At 68.8% G+C, this 15,415-nt stretch carries 15 protein-coding genes; 1 reads left to right on the top strand and 14 read right to left on the bottom strand.

Going from position 1 to position 15,415, the window contains the following annotated elements; all coding sequences use genetic code 11:
* Positions 1-32: 32 nt before the first annotated feature.
* From hisIE to hisS, 11 genes are all read right to left on the bottom strand, one after another.
* Positions 33-653: a bifunctional phosphoribosyl-AMP cyclohydrolase/phosphoribosyl-ATP diphosphatase HisIE gene (gene hisIE, locus SriyCCGPB3_RS09630; RefSeq protein ID WP_110712132.1), complete on the bottom strand. Its 621-nt coding sequence runs from the start codon at positions 651-653 to the stop codon at positions 33-35.
* Complete coding sequence (hisF, locus tag SriyCCGPB3_RS09625) at positions 643-1,419, bottom strand: imidazole glycerol phosphate synthase subunit HisF (protein ID WP_180847200.1); 777 nt, start codon at positions 1,417-1,419, stop codon at positions 643-645. The genes hisIE and hisF overlap by 11 nt, the downstream gene beginning before the upstream one ends.
* Positions 1,413-2,147 (bottom strand): 1-(5-phosphoribosyl)-5-[(5-phosphoribosylamino)methylideneamino]imidazole-4-carboxamide isomerase, encoded by a 735-nt coding sequence (gene hisA / locus SriyCCGPB3_RS09620; protein ID WP_180847201.1) that lies wholly within the window; start codon positions 2,145-2,147, stop codon positions 1,413-1,415. Before hisA ends, hisF begins: the two co-directional genes overlap by 7 nt.
* Positions 2,144-2,746 (bottom strand): imidazole glycerol phosphate synthase subunit HisH, encoded by a 603-nt coding sequence (hisH, locus tag SriyCCGPB3_RS09615; RefSeq protein WP_110712130.1) that lies wholly within the window; start codon positions 2,744-2,746, stop codon positions 2,144-2,146. The genes hisA and hisH overlap by 4 nt, the downstream gene beginning before the upstream one ends.
* Positions 2,743-3,816 carry a bifunctional histidinol-phosphatase/imidazoleglycerol-phosphate dehydratase HisB gene (gene hisB, locus SriyCCGPB3_RS09610; RefSeq protein ID WP_180847202.1) on the bottom strand — a complete coding sequence of 358 codons (1,074 nt, stop codon included), beginning with the start codon at positions 3,814-3,816 and terminating at the stop codon, positions 2,743-2,745. Before hisB ends, hisH begins: the two co-directional genes overlap by 4 nt.
* Complete coding sequence (gene hisC, locus SriyCCGPB3_RS09605) at positions 3,813-4,907, bottom strand: histidinol-phosphate transaminase (protein ID WP_350260223.1); 1,095 nt, start codon at positions 4,905-4,907, stop codon at positions 3,813-3,815. The genes hisB and hisC overlap by 4 nt, the downstream gene beginning before the upstream one ends.
* Positions 4,904-6,199: a histidinol dehydrogenase gene (gene hisD / locus SriyCCGPB3_RS09600; protein ID WP_350260222.1), complete on the bottom strand. Its 1,296-nt coding sequence runs from the start codon at positions 6,197-6,199 to the stop codon at positions 4,904-4,906. Before hisD ends, hisC begins: the two co-directional genes overlap by 4 nt.
* Entirely contained in the window at positions 6,196-7,107 is a 912-nt protein-coding gene (gene hisG, locus SriyCCGPB3_RS09595; protein ID WP_010482592.1) for an ATP phosphoribosyltransferase, read from the bottom strand. The genes hisD and hisG overlap by 4 nt, the downstream gene beginning before the upstream one ends.
* A gap of 34 nt (positions 7,108-7,141) precedes the next feature.
* The gene (locus tag SriyCCGPB3_RS09590; RefSeq protein ID WP_088025802.1) at positions 7,142-7,450 is read right to left on the bottom strand and encodes a YerC/YecD family TrpR-related protein; all 309 of its coding nucleotides are present in this window, start codon (positions 7,448-7,450) and stop codon (positions 7,142-7,144) included.
* Between the two features lie 488 nt (positions 7,451-7,938).
* Positions 7,939-8,232: a hypothetical protein gene (locus SriyCCGPB3_RS09585; protein WP_219631412.1), complete on the bottom strand. Its 294-nt coding sequence runs from the start codon at positions 8,230-8,232 to the stop codon at positions 7,939-7,941.
* Positions 8,232-9,629 (bottom strand): histidine--tRNA ligase, encoded by a 1,398-nt coding sequence (gene hisS, locus SriyCCGPB3_RS09580; RefSeq protein WP_350260221.1) that lies wholly within the window; start codon positions 9,627-9,629, stop codon positions 8,232-8,234. Before hisS ends, SriyCCGPB3_RS09585 begins: the two co-directional genes overlap by 1 nt.
* Positions 9,630-9,756: 127 nt before the next feature.
* Between hisS and SriyCCGPB3_RS09575 the strand changes: the two genes are divergently transcribed.
* Positions 9,757-10,509, top strand: coding sequence for a Crp/Fnr family transcriptional regulator (locus tag SriyCCGPB3_RS09575; protein ID WP_032127414.1), 753 nt, complete (start codon positions 9,757-9,759; stop codon positions 10,507-10,509).
* A gap of 101 nt (positions 10,510-10,610) precedes the next feature.
* Here the strand turns inward: SriyCCGPB3_RS09575 and thrC are convergent, their stop codons facing one another.
* From thrC to thrA, 3 genes are read right to left on the bottom strand one after another with little or no spacing between them, the layout of a single operon-like run.
* Complete coding sequence (thrC, locus tag SriyCCGPB3_RS09570; protein WP_180859272.1) at positions 10,611-11,897, bottom strand: threonine synthase; 1,287 nt, start codon at positions 11,895-11,897, stop codon at positions 10,611-10,613.
* Positions 11,898-11,926: 29 nt separating this feature from the next.
* Complete coding sequence (locus SriyCCGPB3_RS09565; RefSeq protein WP_164161438.1) at positions 11,927-12,841, bottom strand: homoserine kinase; 915 nt, start codon at positions 12,839-12,841, stop codon at positions 11,927-11,929.
* Positions 12,838-15,342 carry a bifunctional aspartate kinase/homoserine dehydrogenase I gene (gene thrA / locus SriyCCGPB3_RS09560; RefSeq protein ID WP_350260220.1) on the bottom strand — a complete coding sequence of 835 codons (2,505 nt, stop codon included), beginning with the start codon at positions 15,340-15,342 and terminating at the stop codon, positions 12,838-12,840. Before thrA ends, SriyCCGPB3_RS09565 begins: the two co-directional genes overlap by 4 nt.
* Positions 15,343-15,415: the final 73 nt, after the last annotated feature.

Genomic DNA, 15,415 nt, shown 5'->3' with positions numbered 1-15,415 from the left:
GGTTGCCGGCCAGCGGCCGGCACTACCGCTCTTCAACGATGGCGTTTTTCCAGTACCGCCCGCGCATCATCCAGCGACAAACCGCGCGCGCGCAGCAGCACCAGCAGGTGATACAGCAGGTCCGAGGCCTCGCCCAGCAACGCCTCGTCATCCTGCGCCACGGCGGCCAATGCGGTCTCCACGCCCTCCTCGCCCACCTTCTGCGCGATGCGGCGGATGCCGCCCTCGAACAGGCTGGTGGTGTAGCTGCCCGGCGGGCGCTGCGCCTCGCGCATCGCCACCAGCTGGCCCAGCCCGCCCAGGAAGTCCTTCGGTGCCTGGTCGAAACAACTCTCGGCACCGGTATGGCAGGTTGGCCCGGCCGGGCGTGCCATCACCAGCAGCGTGTCGGCATCGCAGTCGATGCTGATCGACTGCACCACCAGCACGTTGCCGGACTGCTCGCCCTTGGTCCACAACCGCTGCTTGCTGCGGCTGAAGAAGGTCATGTGGCCGATGGCCAGCGTGGCCGCCAGCGACTCGGCGCTGACATAGCCGAGCATCAGCACCTGCAGGGTATCGGCATCCTGCACCACCGCCGGCAGCAGGCCGTCGCCCTTGCCCCAGTCCAGCGCCTGCAGCGCATCCAGCGATGGCCTCACCTCAATAGACATCCCGCACCTCGATCTGCTGTCCGCGCAGGTAGCGCTTCAATTCCGGAATGGCGATGGCGCCGCTGTGGAACACGCTGGCTGCCAACGCGCCGTCGACGTCGGCCTGGTCGAAGGCCTCGGCGAAGTGTTCCATCGCACCGGCACCGCCCGAGGCGATCAGCGGCACCTGGCACAGGGCCCGCGCCTGCTGCAGCTGCACGACATCGTAGCCACGGCGCACGCCGTCGCTGTCCATGCAGTTCAGCACGATCTCGCCAGCGCCACGCCGTTGTGCTTCGACGATCCAGTCCAGGGTCCGCAGCGGTACCGCCTGGGTCCTTTCCGGGTCGCCACTGAAACGGCGTACCCGCCACTGGCCGTCCGCTTCGCGTACCGAGTCCACACCCACCACCACGCACTGCACGCCGAACTCATCTGCCAGCTCGGTGATCAGCTCCGGGCGGCCCAGCGCAGGCGAGTTGATCGACACTTTGTCGGCACCGGCGAACAGCACGCGACGCGCGGTTTCCACGCTGTCGATGCCACCGGCCACGCAGAACGGAATGTCGATCAGGCGTGCGATGCGCTCGATCCAGGCGACGTCGACCGACCGTGCTTCGGGACTGGCGCCGATGTCATAGAACACCAGCTCGTCGGCACCCTGGTCGCGGTAGCGCTGCGCCAGCTCGGCGATGTCGCCCATGTCGACGTGATCGCGGAAGCGCACGCCCTTGACCACGCGGCCATCGCGCACGTCCAGGCACGGAATGATGCGGCGGCTCAACATGCCAGCGCCTCGCTCAGGTCCATGCGCTGCTCCAGCAGGGCCTTGCCGAGGATGGCACCGCCGCAGCCGGCAACACGCGCCTCGGCCACATCGGCCACGTCACGGATGCCACCGGAGGCCTGCACCGCCACGCCCGGCAGCAGCGCCGACAGGTGCTGGTAGAGGCTGATGTTGGGCCCGGCCAGCATGCCATCGCGGGCGATGTCGGTGCACAGCAGGTGGCGCATGCCGGCACGCGCATAACGCAGGGCCAGGTCATCCAGGGTCACGCCGGCGTTCTCGGTCCAGCCGTGCACCGGCAACTGCCATTGGCCCTGGGCATCCTGGCGGGCATCCAGCGCGATGGTGATGCGCTCGGCGCCGAACTCCTCCAGCCAGCCGACCACTTCGTCGGGGCGGCGTACTGCCAGCGAACCCACCACCACGCGGCCGGCGCCGGCATCGAGGATGCGCGCCACGTCGTCGCGTCCGCGCACGCCACCGCCGGTCTGCACCTGCAGCGGCGTCTGCGCACGGATCGACGCCAGCAGCGGCACAAGGGTGTAGCCACCGGCACGCGCCGCGTCCAGGTCGACCAGATGCATCCACTGCGCGCCCTGCGCAGCGAAGGCCTGTGCACGCGGCAGCGGATCGTCGCCATACGAGGTTTCCTGCGCGTAGTCACCCTGGCGCAGCCGCACCACGCGGCCGTCGCGGATATCCAGCGCGGGGTAGACGATGAAACTCATGCAGCAGTGCCCTCGAGGAAGTTGCGCAGCATCAGCGAACCGGTCTCGCCGGAGCGCTCGGGGTGGAACTGTGCGCCGTAGTAACGCCCCTGCTCCACCACGGCAGTGAACAGGCCACCGTGGTCGCAGGCAGCGACGGTGTGGGTATTGAGCGGCGCCGCATAGCTGTGCACGAAGTAGGCGCTGGCGCGCTCCGGCACACCGCGCAGCAACAGCGATTCGCGCAGCGGGAGCAGGCGGTTCCAGCCCATGTGCGGCACGCGGATGCCACAGGCCGGCACCAGCTTGCGCACGACGCCTGGAATCAAGCCCAGTGTCTCGACGCCGGCCTCCTCGGAGCGCTCGAACAGCAATTGCATGCCCAGGCAGATGCCCATCAGCGGCACCTCCAGTCGTTGCAACGGCTCCACCATGCCCTGCGCGTGCAGGCGCTGCATGCCGGGACCGGCGGCGCCGACGCCGGGCAGGATCACCCGCTGCGCACCGACCAGACCGTCGGCATCGCGCACCAGCCGCACCGTCGCGCCCAGGCGCTCCAATGCGTAGCGCACCGAGCCCAGGTTGGCACCGCCGGCATCGATCAGCGCAACGTCGCTCACAGTGCCCCCTTGGTACTCGGCAGTGCCGTGCCCTGGCGGGCCAATGCCGGGCGCAGTGCGCGCGCCAGTGCCTTGAAGCAGGCCTCGACCTTGTGGTGGTCGTTGTCGCCGCGCACCTGCAGGTTGAGGTTCAGGCCGCTGGCATCGCACAGCGAACGGAAGAAGTGCGGCACCAGCTCGGTCGGCATATCGCCCACGCGCTCACGCTTGAACTCGCCCTCGAACACGAAATAGGGGCGGCCGCTGAAATCCAGCGCAGCGCTGGCCAGGGTCTCGTCCATCGGCAGGGTGAAGCCGTAGCGGCCGATGCCGCGCTTGTCGCCCAGCGCCTCGCGCAGGGCCTGACCCAGCGCCAGCCCGGTGTCCTCGATGGTGTGGTGCTCGTCGATGTGCAGGTCGCCCTCGGCCTGGATGTCCAGCGCGAACCCGCCGTGCTTGCCGATCTGTTCCAGCATGTGGTCGAAGAACGGCAGTCCGGTGGCGATGCGCGCATCACCGGCACGGTCCAGATCCAGTTCAACGCGGATCTTCGTCTCCTTGGTGTTGCGCTGGACCACCGCGGTGCGTGGCGCGTCGGCCAGTGCGTGGGCGATGCCCGGCCAGTCCCACTCGCCACCGAACTGCTCGGTGCGCAGCTGGAAGCCACGGATGTTGAGGTTGTCGGCGAACTGCAGGTCGGTGATGCGGTCACCAACCATGCCCGAACGCGCCCAGTCGATGCTGCGGTCCTGCAGGTAGCCTGTCATCAAGCCGATGCCCGGCTTGCGGGTCGGCGCCTTGTCCTGCGGCCAGCTGCAGTCGATCAGCACGTCACGGAAGGTGATGCCCTGGCTTTCGAAGATCTGCAGCATCAGGTCGTTGGGGCCATCGAAGCTGGCGCGCGGGTAGCTGTCGCTGCCGAGGCCATCCTGATTGGTGACGATCACGAACTGGTAGCCGGCATCGCGCAGCTTCAGCAGCGCCGGAATCACCTGCGGCACGAAGCGCAGCTTCTCGTAGGCGTCGATCTGGAAATCGGACGGCTCCTCGATGAGGGTGCCGTCGCGGTCGATGAACAGGATTGGTGTCATGCTGCGGCCCTCCGCGCCGACAGGGCCGCAAGCACGCGGTCATTCTCTTCGGGGCTGCCGATGCTGATGCGCAGTGCATCACCCAGCTGCGGTGCGGCGCGCTGGTCGCGCACCACCACACCGGCATCCAGCAAGGTGTCGAACGCTGCCTGCGCATCAGCGAAGCGGACCAGCAGGTAGTTGCCGGCCGAGCGGTGCACGCGACGAACGCCAGGCAGGCCCGGCAGCGCAGCGAACAGGCGTTCGCGCTCGGCGATGACCGTGGCCACGCGCTCGGCGGTACGTGCCAGTGCGGCCGGCTGCAGCGCCTGCACGGCCAGCTCGGCGCACGGGGTCGGCACCGGGTACGGCGCCTGGCAGCGGCGCAGTACGGCAATCAGTTCCGGCGCGGCGATCAGGGTACCGATGCGCGCGGCCGCAAGTGCATGCGCCTTCGACAGCGTGCGCAGCACCGCCAGATTGGCGTGCGCGGCCAGCAACGTGGTCGCCGACGGGCGCTGCGCATACTCGACATAGGCCTCGTCCACCACCACCAGGGCCTGCCCACGCAGAGCAGTGACCACGCGCTCGATCTCGTCCAGGGCGATGTCACTGCCGGCCGGGTTGGACGGTGCGCACAGGAAGACCAGCTTGGCGTTGCGCGCCTTGGCGGTATCGATCACAGCATCCAGATCGGCACGCAAGCCGTCTTCGGTATCCACCAGCGGCACTTCAATCAGTGCGGCGCCCTGCAGGCGTGCGCAGACCGCGTACATGCCGAACACTGGCGGCGTGACCAGCACGCCATCGCGGCCCGGCACGCACAGGGCACGCACCAGCAGATCAATGGCTTCGTCGCTGCCGCGACCGATCAGCAGCTGCTGCGGCGTTACTCCATACAGCCCAGCCAGGCCCTCGCGCAACGCCAACGGCTGCGGCTCGGGGTAGCGACGGCTGCTGCCGGCGCTGTCGGCCGGATTCGCCCAGGCCGATTCGTTGGCATTCAACCAGACCTCGCCCTGCACCGCTGCGCTGCGCGCCGAACTGTAGCCAGCGAAGGCCTGCAGGTCCGGGCGCACCAGCGCCAGCACCTCATCGATAGACACGGTCATGCCGCCGCCTCCATGCGCAGCGCAACCGCTCGCTCGTGCGCATCCAGGCCTTCGGCGCGGGCGATGATGCGTGCGCAGCCGCCAATCGCCGACAGGCCAGCAGCGCTGGCGCTCTGCACGCTGATCAGGTTCTGGAAGCTCGCCACGCTGACGCCGCTGTAGGCGCGCGCGGCACCCGCAGTGGGCAGCACGTGATTGGTGCCGCTGCAGTAGTCGCCCAGCGCTTCGGGGGTGTAATCGCCCAGGAACACCGAGCCGGCCGCCTGCACCTTGTCCAGCCACGCGCGCGGATCGCGCAGGGCCAGGATCAGGTGCTCGGGCGCATAGCGGTTGCTGATCGCGAACGCCTCGTCCAGCGAATCGACCTGGATCAGGCGCGACGCCGACAGCGCCTGTCGCGCGATCTGCTGGCGCGGCAGCAGGGCCACCTGGCGCTCCACCTCTGCCTCGACCGCCGCCAGCATCGCGGGGGCGTCGGTCAGCAACAGTACCTGCGAATCCGGACCGTGCTCGGCCTGCGACAGCAGGTCGGCGGCAACGAACGCCGGATTGGCGCCGGCATCGGCGATCACCAGTACTTCGGAGGGACCAGCCGGCATATCGATGGCGGCGGCGCCGTCCTGTGCGACCTGCTGCTTGGCTTCGGTGACGAAGCTGTTGCCAGGCCCGAACAGCTTGTCGCAGGCCGGAATGCTGGCCGTGCCATAGGCCATCGCGGCGATCGCCTGCGCGCCGCCCAGCTTGAACACGCGCTGCACGCCGGTCAGGCGCGCGGCCACCAGCACCGCAGGATCGGCACTGCCGTCGGCGCGCGGCGGCGTGCACAGCACCACTTGGGGGCAGCCGGCCAGCTGCGCCGGAACGCCCAGCATCAACGCGGTGGACGGCAGCGGCGCGCTGCCGGCCGGTACGTACAGGCCAACCCGGCCGATCGGACGCAGCATGCGTTCGCAGACCACGCCCGGTGCGGTTTCCACCGCATACCCCGTACCCATGCCGGCGGCGTGGAAACGGGCGATGCGTTCGGCGGCGTCCACCATGGCCTGGCGCAGTTCGGCCGGGACGGCGGCTTCGGCCGCAGCGAACTCGGCTTCGCTCACTTCAAAGGCTGGCAACTCGACACCATCGAAGCGCGCGGTGATCGCACGCAGCGCGTCGTCGCCCTGTGCGCGCACCTGTGCGATCAGCGCGGCCACGGCATCGCGGGTCTGCTGCGCCACGGTCTGCACCGGGCGGGTCAATGCCGCGCTGCGCGCGGCCTCATCAAGTCGGGACCAGATCAGACGGTTCATGCCAGCGATCGCTCCACGCTCAGTACCATCAGGCCCTGCGCACCCGCGCGCTCGAGTTCCTCCATGCGCTGCCAGCTCAGCGGGCCGGGGCACATGGTCTGCAGGCGCAGCGCGCCGCCATCGGCCGGCAACCGCACCAGCGGCTCGGCATCGGCCAGCAGCTGCGCCAGCGCGTCGACGCGGTCCTCGCTGGCACGGAACATCAGCAGCTTGCGGTCCTGGCGCTGCACCACACCGTCGAGGCGGCGCAGCAGCATCGCGCGCAGCGATGCACGTGCGTCATCCGGCACGCGCACCGCGCCGGCCAGCACCGCCTCGCTGTCGAGCAGGTTGTGCACCGGGGTCAGCTGATTGGCGCGCAGGGTGGCGCCGCTGGACACCAGATCGCAGATCAGGTCGGCGGTGCCCAGGCGCGGAGCGATTTCCACCGAACCGGACAGCTCGACCACCTGTGCGTCCACGCCCTGCTCGGCCAGCCACTGCTTGAGGATGGCCGGGTAACTGGTGGCGATGCGGGTGCCGGCCAGCTGCGCCGGACCCTGCCACTGCCATTCCTCGGGGACCGCCAGCATCAGCCGGCACTGGCCGAAGCCCAGCCCACGCAGCGCCTGGTAGGCGTCCGGCAGGCCGATCTGACGGCGTGCCGCGGCCTGTTCGTCCAGCTCGTTGCGGCCGACGATGCCGAGGTCGCAGACGCCGTCGGCGATCAGGCCGGGGATGTCGTCGTCGCGCACCAGCAGCAGGTCCACCGGCAGCGATTCGCCGTAGCAGAACAGCTTGTCGCGGCTCTCGCGCCAGCTCAGGCCGCAGGCGCTGAGCAGGTTGCGGGCGGGTTCGGCCAGCCGGCCACTCTTCTGGATGGCGATACGCAGCCGGTCTCGTGCCGGCGCTGCCTGGGTTGCACTCATGGGGGAGGTCTCGAAGTTCGGAACGGGGCGCGGATCAGCGCGAGGCAAGGCGGTCGATGGCGGCGGCATAGCCTCGATGGCCATGCTCAAGCGTGCGTGCCACCCGTCCGGTGGTGGTCACGCTGACGCCGGTGCGCTCGTGGATCTCGCGGTACGGCACGCCCTGCTGCAGCAGCGGCACCACCTTCCAGCGGTCAGCCATGGCTTCCAGCTCGGCCGGGGTGCACAGGTCACGCAGGAAGGCTTCGACCTGTTCCGGCTCGCGCAGGGCGGCAAAGGCTTGGGCCAGGGCTTCCAGGTCGGCCTTCGGGTCTTTGGCGGCAATCTCGGGGCGGGCTTTCATGGGGTGGTTTCCATGCATTAATGTAATAGCGCGTTAGTACATTAACGCATTCTTGCGCAGTGCGTCAAATCGAGGATTGAGGGGGCCGCAGGGCTGCTGCCCTGCACCCGCAGAGGCAAGAGCCAGAGCAACAGCGGGCATTCCTTGGGATGGCGGGGTGGGTCCGGTCGAGGGGGACGCTGCAAGTACGTCCATGTAAGCTCGGTCGCCGCTTGCTCGTGTGCGCAATCCTGCGCACACGGCAAGGCCGGGGTTGGGCGTCCTGCCCAACCCGCCCGAGGCATGCCTCGGGCCCATGCGGCTCACGCCCCCTCAACCGGACCCACCCCACCTTCGACGGTTGGCCGCGATCTGCTGGATCTCGCTGGGAAAGTGATCGAGAAAGGCTTTTGTAGAGTCGAGCCATGCTCGACTGCGCTTCGTCCAGAAACGCAAAACGCCCACCAAGGGGCGGGCGTTCTGCTTTCAAATCAACAACCTGGCCCGACTCAGGGCAGGCAGCGCACCTCGGCCTGCAGCGCTCCGCGCCGCAGGCATTCGCCGAACAGGCTGCCCTGCCGGCTCGGCCGGGACTGAACGTTTTCCAACGCCCCCGCACCTGCCGGGCACTTCCGCGAGGCCAAAGCCTGCAGGTCACTCTCCAGCTGCGCTCTGTCGATCGCATGGCAACGATCAACCTGCAGCCGGTACTGGTCCAGACCTATCCGCGTGCTGTGCAGCGCCGGGTCGCTCTGGCAGCCGGCCAGCAGGAGGACGATCAGCCCTCCTGCCGCGACCCGCATCACACCATCGCCTTGGACTGCTCCAGCTCCACCAGCAGGGTGCTGGCCAGCTCGTCGCGGGAGACTTCGAACTGCTGCTCGCGCAGCAGGTCCTTCACTGCCACCACGCCACGCGCCAGTTCATCCTCACCGACCAGCACCACGAAGCGGATGCCGGCCTTGGCCGCGTACTGGAACTGCTTGCCGATCTTCTTCGGCTCCATCTGCACTTCGGTGTTGATGCCACCGGCACGCAGGCGGCGGGCAATGTCCAGCGACTGCGGCATGCCCTGCTCGTCCATCAGCGCCACCAGCGCCTGTACGCTGCTGGCTTCGATGCCGTCGATCAGGCCGGCCTCGCGCAGCTGCCAGAACAGACGCGACAGGCCAATGGAGATACCCACGCCCGGCAGCTTCGACTTGCTGTAGTGGCTGGCCAGGTCTTCGTAACGGCCGCCCGAGCAGATCGAGCCGATCTGCGGGTGGTCGGTCAGCGTGGTCTCGTAGACGGTGCCGGTGTAGTAGTCCAGGCCGCGGGCAATGGAGAAGTTCAGGCAGTACGCGGTTTCCGGCACGCCCAGCGCCTGCACCAGCTGCAGCACTTCGCGCAGTTCGGCGACGCCGGTACGCAGGATCTCCGAAGAACCGGCGTCGGCTTCCAGCGTGGCCAGCTGCGCCAGCGCATCGGCATGGCCCTGCGAACGCACGGCGACGAACGCCAGGATCTTCTCGACCTGTTCTGCCGGGATGTTGAAGCCCTCGCCCACCAGCGTCTCGCGCACGTAATCGGCGCCTCGCTTGTCCAGCTTGTCCACTTCGCGCAGTACGGCCAGCTGACGCTCACCCTCGGCCACACCCAGGCTTTCAAAGAAGCCGCGCATCAGCTTGCGGTTGTTCAGCTGGATGCTGAAGTCACCGATGCGCAGTTCCGAGAACACCGCATGGATGACCGCCAGCACTTCGGCGTCGTAACGCACGCTCAGGCTGTCCTTGCCGATCACATCGATGTCGCACTGGTAGAACTCGCGGAAACGTCCGCGCTGGGCGCGCTCGCCGCGGTAGACGCGCTGCATCTGGTAGCGGCGGAACGGGAAGGTCAGTTCGTGTTCGTGCTCGGCCACATAGCGTGCCAGCGGCACGGTCAGGTCGAAGCGCAGCGCCATTTCCGGCAGCGAGCGGTCACCCGATTCGGCGGCATTGGCCAGCGCGCCGGTGGACTGTACGAAGTACACCTGGCGCTCGGTCTCGCCACCGGACTTGGTCAGCAGCACGTCGGACAGCTCGAACACCGGCGTCTCCACCGGCAGGAACCCGAAGCGCTCGTAGTTGCGGCGGATGACGTCCAGCATGCGCTGGAACGCAATCTGCTCGCGCGGCAGCAGTTCAAGGGTGCCGGGCGGGGTACGGGGCTTGATCACGGGCGGAACTCCTGCTGGAACGGGACGTGGGAGGGGGCGACATTCTAGCGCCCCCGCCACGGGCAGGGTCGAACGGCCGCTTGAAGTATCATAAGGCCCTCCCCGCCCGCGATACGCCCCCCGCAACATGTCACGGCCTTCCGGCGCTCCGCCCGCCACCAACGATCCCGCCTCGCCGTCCTGCACCACGCTGGACTGCCTGCACTGCTCGGTTCGCCACCTTGCGGTGTGCTCGGCGCTGTCGCCCGATGAAGTGCAGGCGCTGGAGCAGGTCACCGTCTCGCAGCAGGTCAGCATGGGCAGCACGCTGGCCCGCACCGGTGAAGAGCGCGACCATGTCTATACATTGACCGGCGGCGCACTGCGCCTGGTGCGCACCCTGGCCGACGGCCGCCGCCAGATCAACGGCTTCGTGCTGCCCGGCGACTACCTGGGCCTGAGCGGCAGCGACCACCATCGCTACGACATCGAGGCCATCGCCGACAGCCGCGTCTGCCGCGTCGCGCTGCCACAGATGAAGGCCCTGCGCAGCCGTTTCCCGCACCTGGAGCGCAAGCTGCTGCAACGTGCCTGCCAGGAGCTGGATGCCGCACAGGATGCCGCGCTGGCACTGGCGCGCCTGCAGCCGGCCGAGAAGCTGGCCGATTTCCTGCTGCGCCTGGCCGCGCGCGAGGCCAAGCTGGGTGGCGACGGCCTGCGCGTATCGCTGCCGATGGGCCGCGGCGATATCGCCGACCATCTGGGCCTGACCATGGAAACGGTCAGCCGTACCTTCACCAAGCTGCGCCAGCAGGGGTTGATCGCCCTGCCCCACCTGAACGTGGTGGAGATCCTCGACGAGGATGGGCTGCGTACGCTGGCCGGTGAAGGGTTGATCTGACCGTATCGCGGTCCGCGGGGTTGCCGGCCAGCGGCCGGCACTACCCGAATGCATTTCCCTGGTAGTGCCGGCCGCTGGCCGGCAACCGCGTCCCTCTCCGATCAGCGCAGCAGCACCTCGCGCAACGCCGCGTAATCGGCCGCCAATGGCTCGGCGTGCGCCGGTCGCTGCAGCAACGCATCCAGCGCAGGCGGCACCGCCACCGTTTCGCCGATCAGCGGCTCGACCACGGCCTCGAACTTGGCCGGGTGCGCCGTGGCCGCCACTGCCCAGTCGCCCTTGGCACCGCGCGCACGCAGGTCCTGCAGCACCTTCACCGCCGTCGCCGTGTGCGGGCAGAACAGCTCGCCGCGGCTGGCATGCGCTGCCGCAATCGTCGCGCGGATGGTCACGTCATCCACCGCGAACGCGCGGAACGCAGCACGCAGTTCCGCGTCGTCGCCGCGGTAGAGCCAGCGCAGTCGCTCGAAGTTGCTCGGCGCCCCCACATCCATTGCATTGGCCACCGTCGCCACACTGGCCTGCGGCTGGTAGTCGCCACCATTGAAGTACGCCGGCAGCACGGCATTGGCATTGGTGGCCAGCACGATCTGCCCGATCGGCACGCCCAGCGCTCGCGCCAGCACGGCCGCCATCGCGTTGCCAAGATTGCCGGTCGGCACCACCAGGTTGAGCCGGCGACGATGCGCGGCGTAGTGGGTCAACGCTGCATGTGCGTAATAGCTCATCTGCGGCAGCAGTCGGCCCAGGCTGATGCTGTTGGCCGAGCTCAACGGCACCTGCGCCTGCAGTTCGCGGTCAGCCAGCGCCTGCTTGACCATCGCCTGGCAATCGTCGAACGCACCCGCCACGCGCAGCGCCTGGATGTTGTCGCCGAAGCAGCCTAGCTGGTGCGCCTGGCGCGGAGATACGCGGCCATCCGGATACAGCACCACCACGCGCACGCCGGGCTGGCGATGGAAAGCCGCTGCCACCGCAGCACCCGTGTCGCCGGATGTAGCGACGACAATCGTCAGATCGCGGTCCTTGCCGGCCTGCAGCCGCGACAGCGTACCGGCCAGGAAGCGCGCGCCGATGTCCTTGAACGCCGCCGTCGGCCCATGGAACAGCTCCAGCACGTGGTCGCCATCGCCGAGCGCACGCAGCGGCACCGGGAAGTCGAACGCCTCGCGACAGATCGCCGGAAGCGCAGTCTCGAGTGCATCGCCAGCAAAGAACGGCATCAGCAGATCGGCGGCGGTATCGGCCAGGGTCGGCCCGGCCTGCAGTTCGCGGACGGCCGGCAGAAGCGCGGGGACATACAGCCCGCCATCGGGCGCCAATCCGGCGGCGATCGCCGCGCTGAGGCCAACGGCCGGAGACTGGCCGCGGGTCGAAACAAATTGCATGGGTTCGGTATCCAGTAAAGGGGAAGGATTCAGCACAAGCGGGCTCCCGGTGCATCCAGCGGTGACACCCAGGCATCGCTGTCGAAACCTGCGGCTGCAAATGCGGCCTGCACCGATGTGGCGGCGGCAAGTGCCTGGTCGGCATCCTCGAACCAGGCAAACACGCTGGGTCCGGCACCGGAGATGCCTGCGCCCATTGCATGGGCCGACAGCGCCGCATCACGGGCAGCTTCGAAGCCGGCAATCAATCCGGCCCGGCGCGGCTCCACCAGCACGTCGCGCAATCCCGCGCGCACCAGTGCGGCATCGCTGCGATGGCAACCACTGAGCACCAGTGCGAGGTTCGCGCTCTGTGCCACGAACTCGCCCAGCGCATAGCTGCCCTGCAGGGCCTGGCGGGCACGGCGCGTTTCCAGCACCGCGTGCGGATGCACCAGCAGGCTGTGCCAGCTGGCCGGCACCGGGATCGGCAACAGGCGATCAGCCGTACACAACGCCAGGCCACCCAGCAGCAGCGGGCCGACGTTGTCACCGTGACGGCCACCACTGGCCACTGCCTCGCCATCCAGCGCAAACGGGTACAGCGCCTCACGCGGCAGCGGCACATCCAGCAGCGCGTTGGCGGCAACCAACGCAGCAACGCATGACGCTGCCGAACCGCCCATGCCGGAACCGAACGGAATGCCCTTGTCGATTTCCACCGCGAAACCGAAGTCCAGGCCCAGCCCTGCGCGCAGCGACATCAAGGCTGCACCTGCGGTGTTCCCGGCCGCATCCAGTGGCAACTCAATGGCACTGCCACGGATCGCCTCGATGCGCACCAGCGGCTCATCGATGCGGCGCACGCTCACGGTATCGCCGATACCGGCAATGGCATGGCCGAGAATATCGAAGCCCACCGCCACGTTGGCCACCGAGGCAGGCGCGAACGCACGTGCGATCACAGGCGCGCTCCTTCACCGGCCGCGACCCGCAGCAGGTCGGCGAACACACCGGCCGCGGTGACTTCCGGGCCGGCGCCCGGCCCCTGCACCACCAACGGGTTGTCACAGTAACGACGGGTGCGGAACTGCACCACGTTGTCGGTCAGCCGCAGGTTGGCGAAGGCGTGATCGGCCGGCAGCTCCTGCAGACCGACCGAGGCGCCATCGGCACCCAGCTGTGCTACATAGCGCAGCACCGCCCCCCGCGCCCGCGCGTCCTGCAGGCGCTGCAGCAGGCTGGCATCAGACTCACCCAGCCGCGCCATGAACTCATCCACGCTGCCATCGCGCAGCAGCGCCGGCACCAGGCTTTCCACCTGTACCTGTTCCAGGCTGAGCGCGTGGCCGGCTTCGCGGGCGAGGATCACCAGCTTGCGCGCCACATCCACGCCTGAAAGATCATCGCGCGGGTCCGGCTCGGTGTAGCCCATCGACCGCGCCTGCGCGACCAGCTGCGAGAACGGCTGGCTGCCATCGAAACGGTTGAACAGCCAGGCCAGCGTGCCGGAGAAGATGCCTTCAATCGCCAGCACCTCGTCACCGGTATCGACCAGATCACGCAGCGTGGTGATCACCGGCAGGCCCGCGCCGACCGTGGCCTCGTAGCGGAAGCGTGCACCACTGGCCGCCGCCGCGGCGCGGATGCGCTGGTAGCGCGGCAGCGGCCCGGCGCCGGCCTGCTTGTTGGGGGTGACCACGTGGATGCCGGCCGCCAGCCATCCCTCATAGCGCTCGGCCACCTCGGCACTGCCACTGCAGTCGATCACCACCGCATGCGGCAGGTGCGCGGCCAGCAGGTGTTCGGTGAAACGATCCAGATCGCTGGACTCGCCCGCTTCCTGCAAGGCCTCCCGCCAGTCGGCGTGCAGGCCATCCACTTCCAGGCGCATGCGCGAACGCGAGGCCAGCGCGCGCAGGCGCAGATCCACATTGGCCTTGGCCAGCAGCTGCGGGCGTGCGGCAAGCAACTGGTCCAGCAGTGCGGCACCGACGTTGCCCGGCCCGATCACACCGACCGCAAACGTCTGCGGCGACAGCCAGAAGCCGGCATGCGCGGCGCGCAAGGCGCGGGTGGCATCGGCACTGTCCACCGCCACTGAAATGTTGCGCTCGGACGAGCCCTGCGCGATCGCCAGGATGTTCACCTGCGCACGGCCCAGCGCCTCGAACAGGCGCGCCGCCACGCCGGGCTGGCCGGCCATGCCGTCACCGACCGCGGCCAGCACGCTAACGCCCTCACTGACCTGCACGCGCTGCACCTGGCCCACCGACAGCTCATGCGCGAACGCATGCAGCAGCGCCTCGCGGCCACGCGCGGCTTCGGCGGCACGCACCACGCAGCAGATCGAATGTTCCGACGAACCCTGCGAGATCATCACCACCGATACCTGCGCCTGGCGCAGGGCGGCAAACACGCGCTCGGCGGTACCGGGCACACCGATCAGCCCGGTGCCTTCCAGGTTCAGCAGGGCCAACCCGGGGCTCAGGGTCAGGCCCTTCACCGGCCCGCGCGGCGAGCGCTCGGCGCTGATGCGCGTCCCCGGATGCGCCGGCTGGAAGGTATTGCGGATGAAGATCGGCAGGCCGAGGCGGATCGCCGGCGACATCGTCTGCGGGTGCACCACCTTGGCGCCGAAATAAGCCAGCTCGCAGGCCTCGTCGTAGCTCAGCGACTCCAGCTGCACCGCCTCGGGCACCAGCCGCGGGTCGGCCGACAGCACGCCGTCGACATCGGTCCAGATGTGCAGTTCATCGGCGTTGAACAGCGCGGCGAAGATCGCGCCGGAGTAATCGCTGCCGTTGCGGCCGAGCGTGGTGATGCGGTCATGACGGTCACGGGCGACGAAGCCAGTGGCGACCAGGCGTGGCTGCGGATGCTGCAGGCGCCACTTGGCGAGGCGGTCGGCGCTGGCTTCCCAGTCGACATCGACACCCAGTTCGCCATGCCCCACCACCAGCACGTCGCGCGCATCGAGCACTGCACAGTCTGCGCCCAGCGCCTGCAGGTGCGTGCCGAGCAACTGCGCGGAGAACACTTCGCCCAGGCCCTGCACGCGGTCGAGTACTTCGCGTGGCAGCTCGCCGATCACCGCCAACGCTGCCAGCACTTCGGCCAGTTGATCGAAGCGGGCGTCGATCCATTCGACGGTCTCGCCCACCTGCTCGCCCAGCAGAGCCACGGCGGCGCCACGGTGGCGCGCGCGCAGCGCATGCCAGGCCTCGCGCCAGCCTTCGTCACCCTTGGCTGCCAGCTGGGCCAGCTCGATCAGTGCGTCGGTGACCCCCTTCATCGCCGAGACGACAGTGACCTGCAGCGATTCGGGGCGGGCCAGCAGCAGGCCGGCGACATGGCGGTAGCGTTCGGCATCGGCCACCGAGGTGCCGCCGAACTTGTGCACGACAGTGGACGGCGCAGCCAGATCGGCCGGGGCAACGGGATGGGCGGGGGCGTGGGAAGACATGCAGACCTCGGTAGGAGGCCCCGTCGCATGCAGGTGTCGAGTTTCCCCGCCACCTGGATGGTGCGGGGCCGTG

It is taken from the genome of Stenotrophomonas riyadhensis, assembly GCF_040256885.1.
Taxonomy (GTDB): domain Bacteria; phylum Pseudomonadota; class Gammaproteobacteria; order Xanthomonadales; family Xanthomonadaceae; genus Stenotrophomonas; species Stenotrophomonas riyadhensis.
Note: the sequence above shows the minus strand (reverse complement) of the source record. Positions and strands in the feature narration are given on the sequence as shown.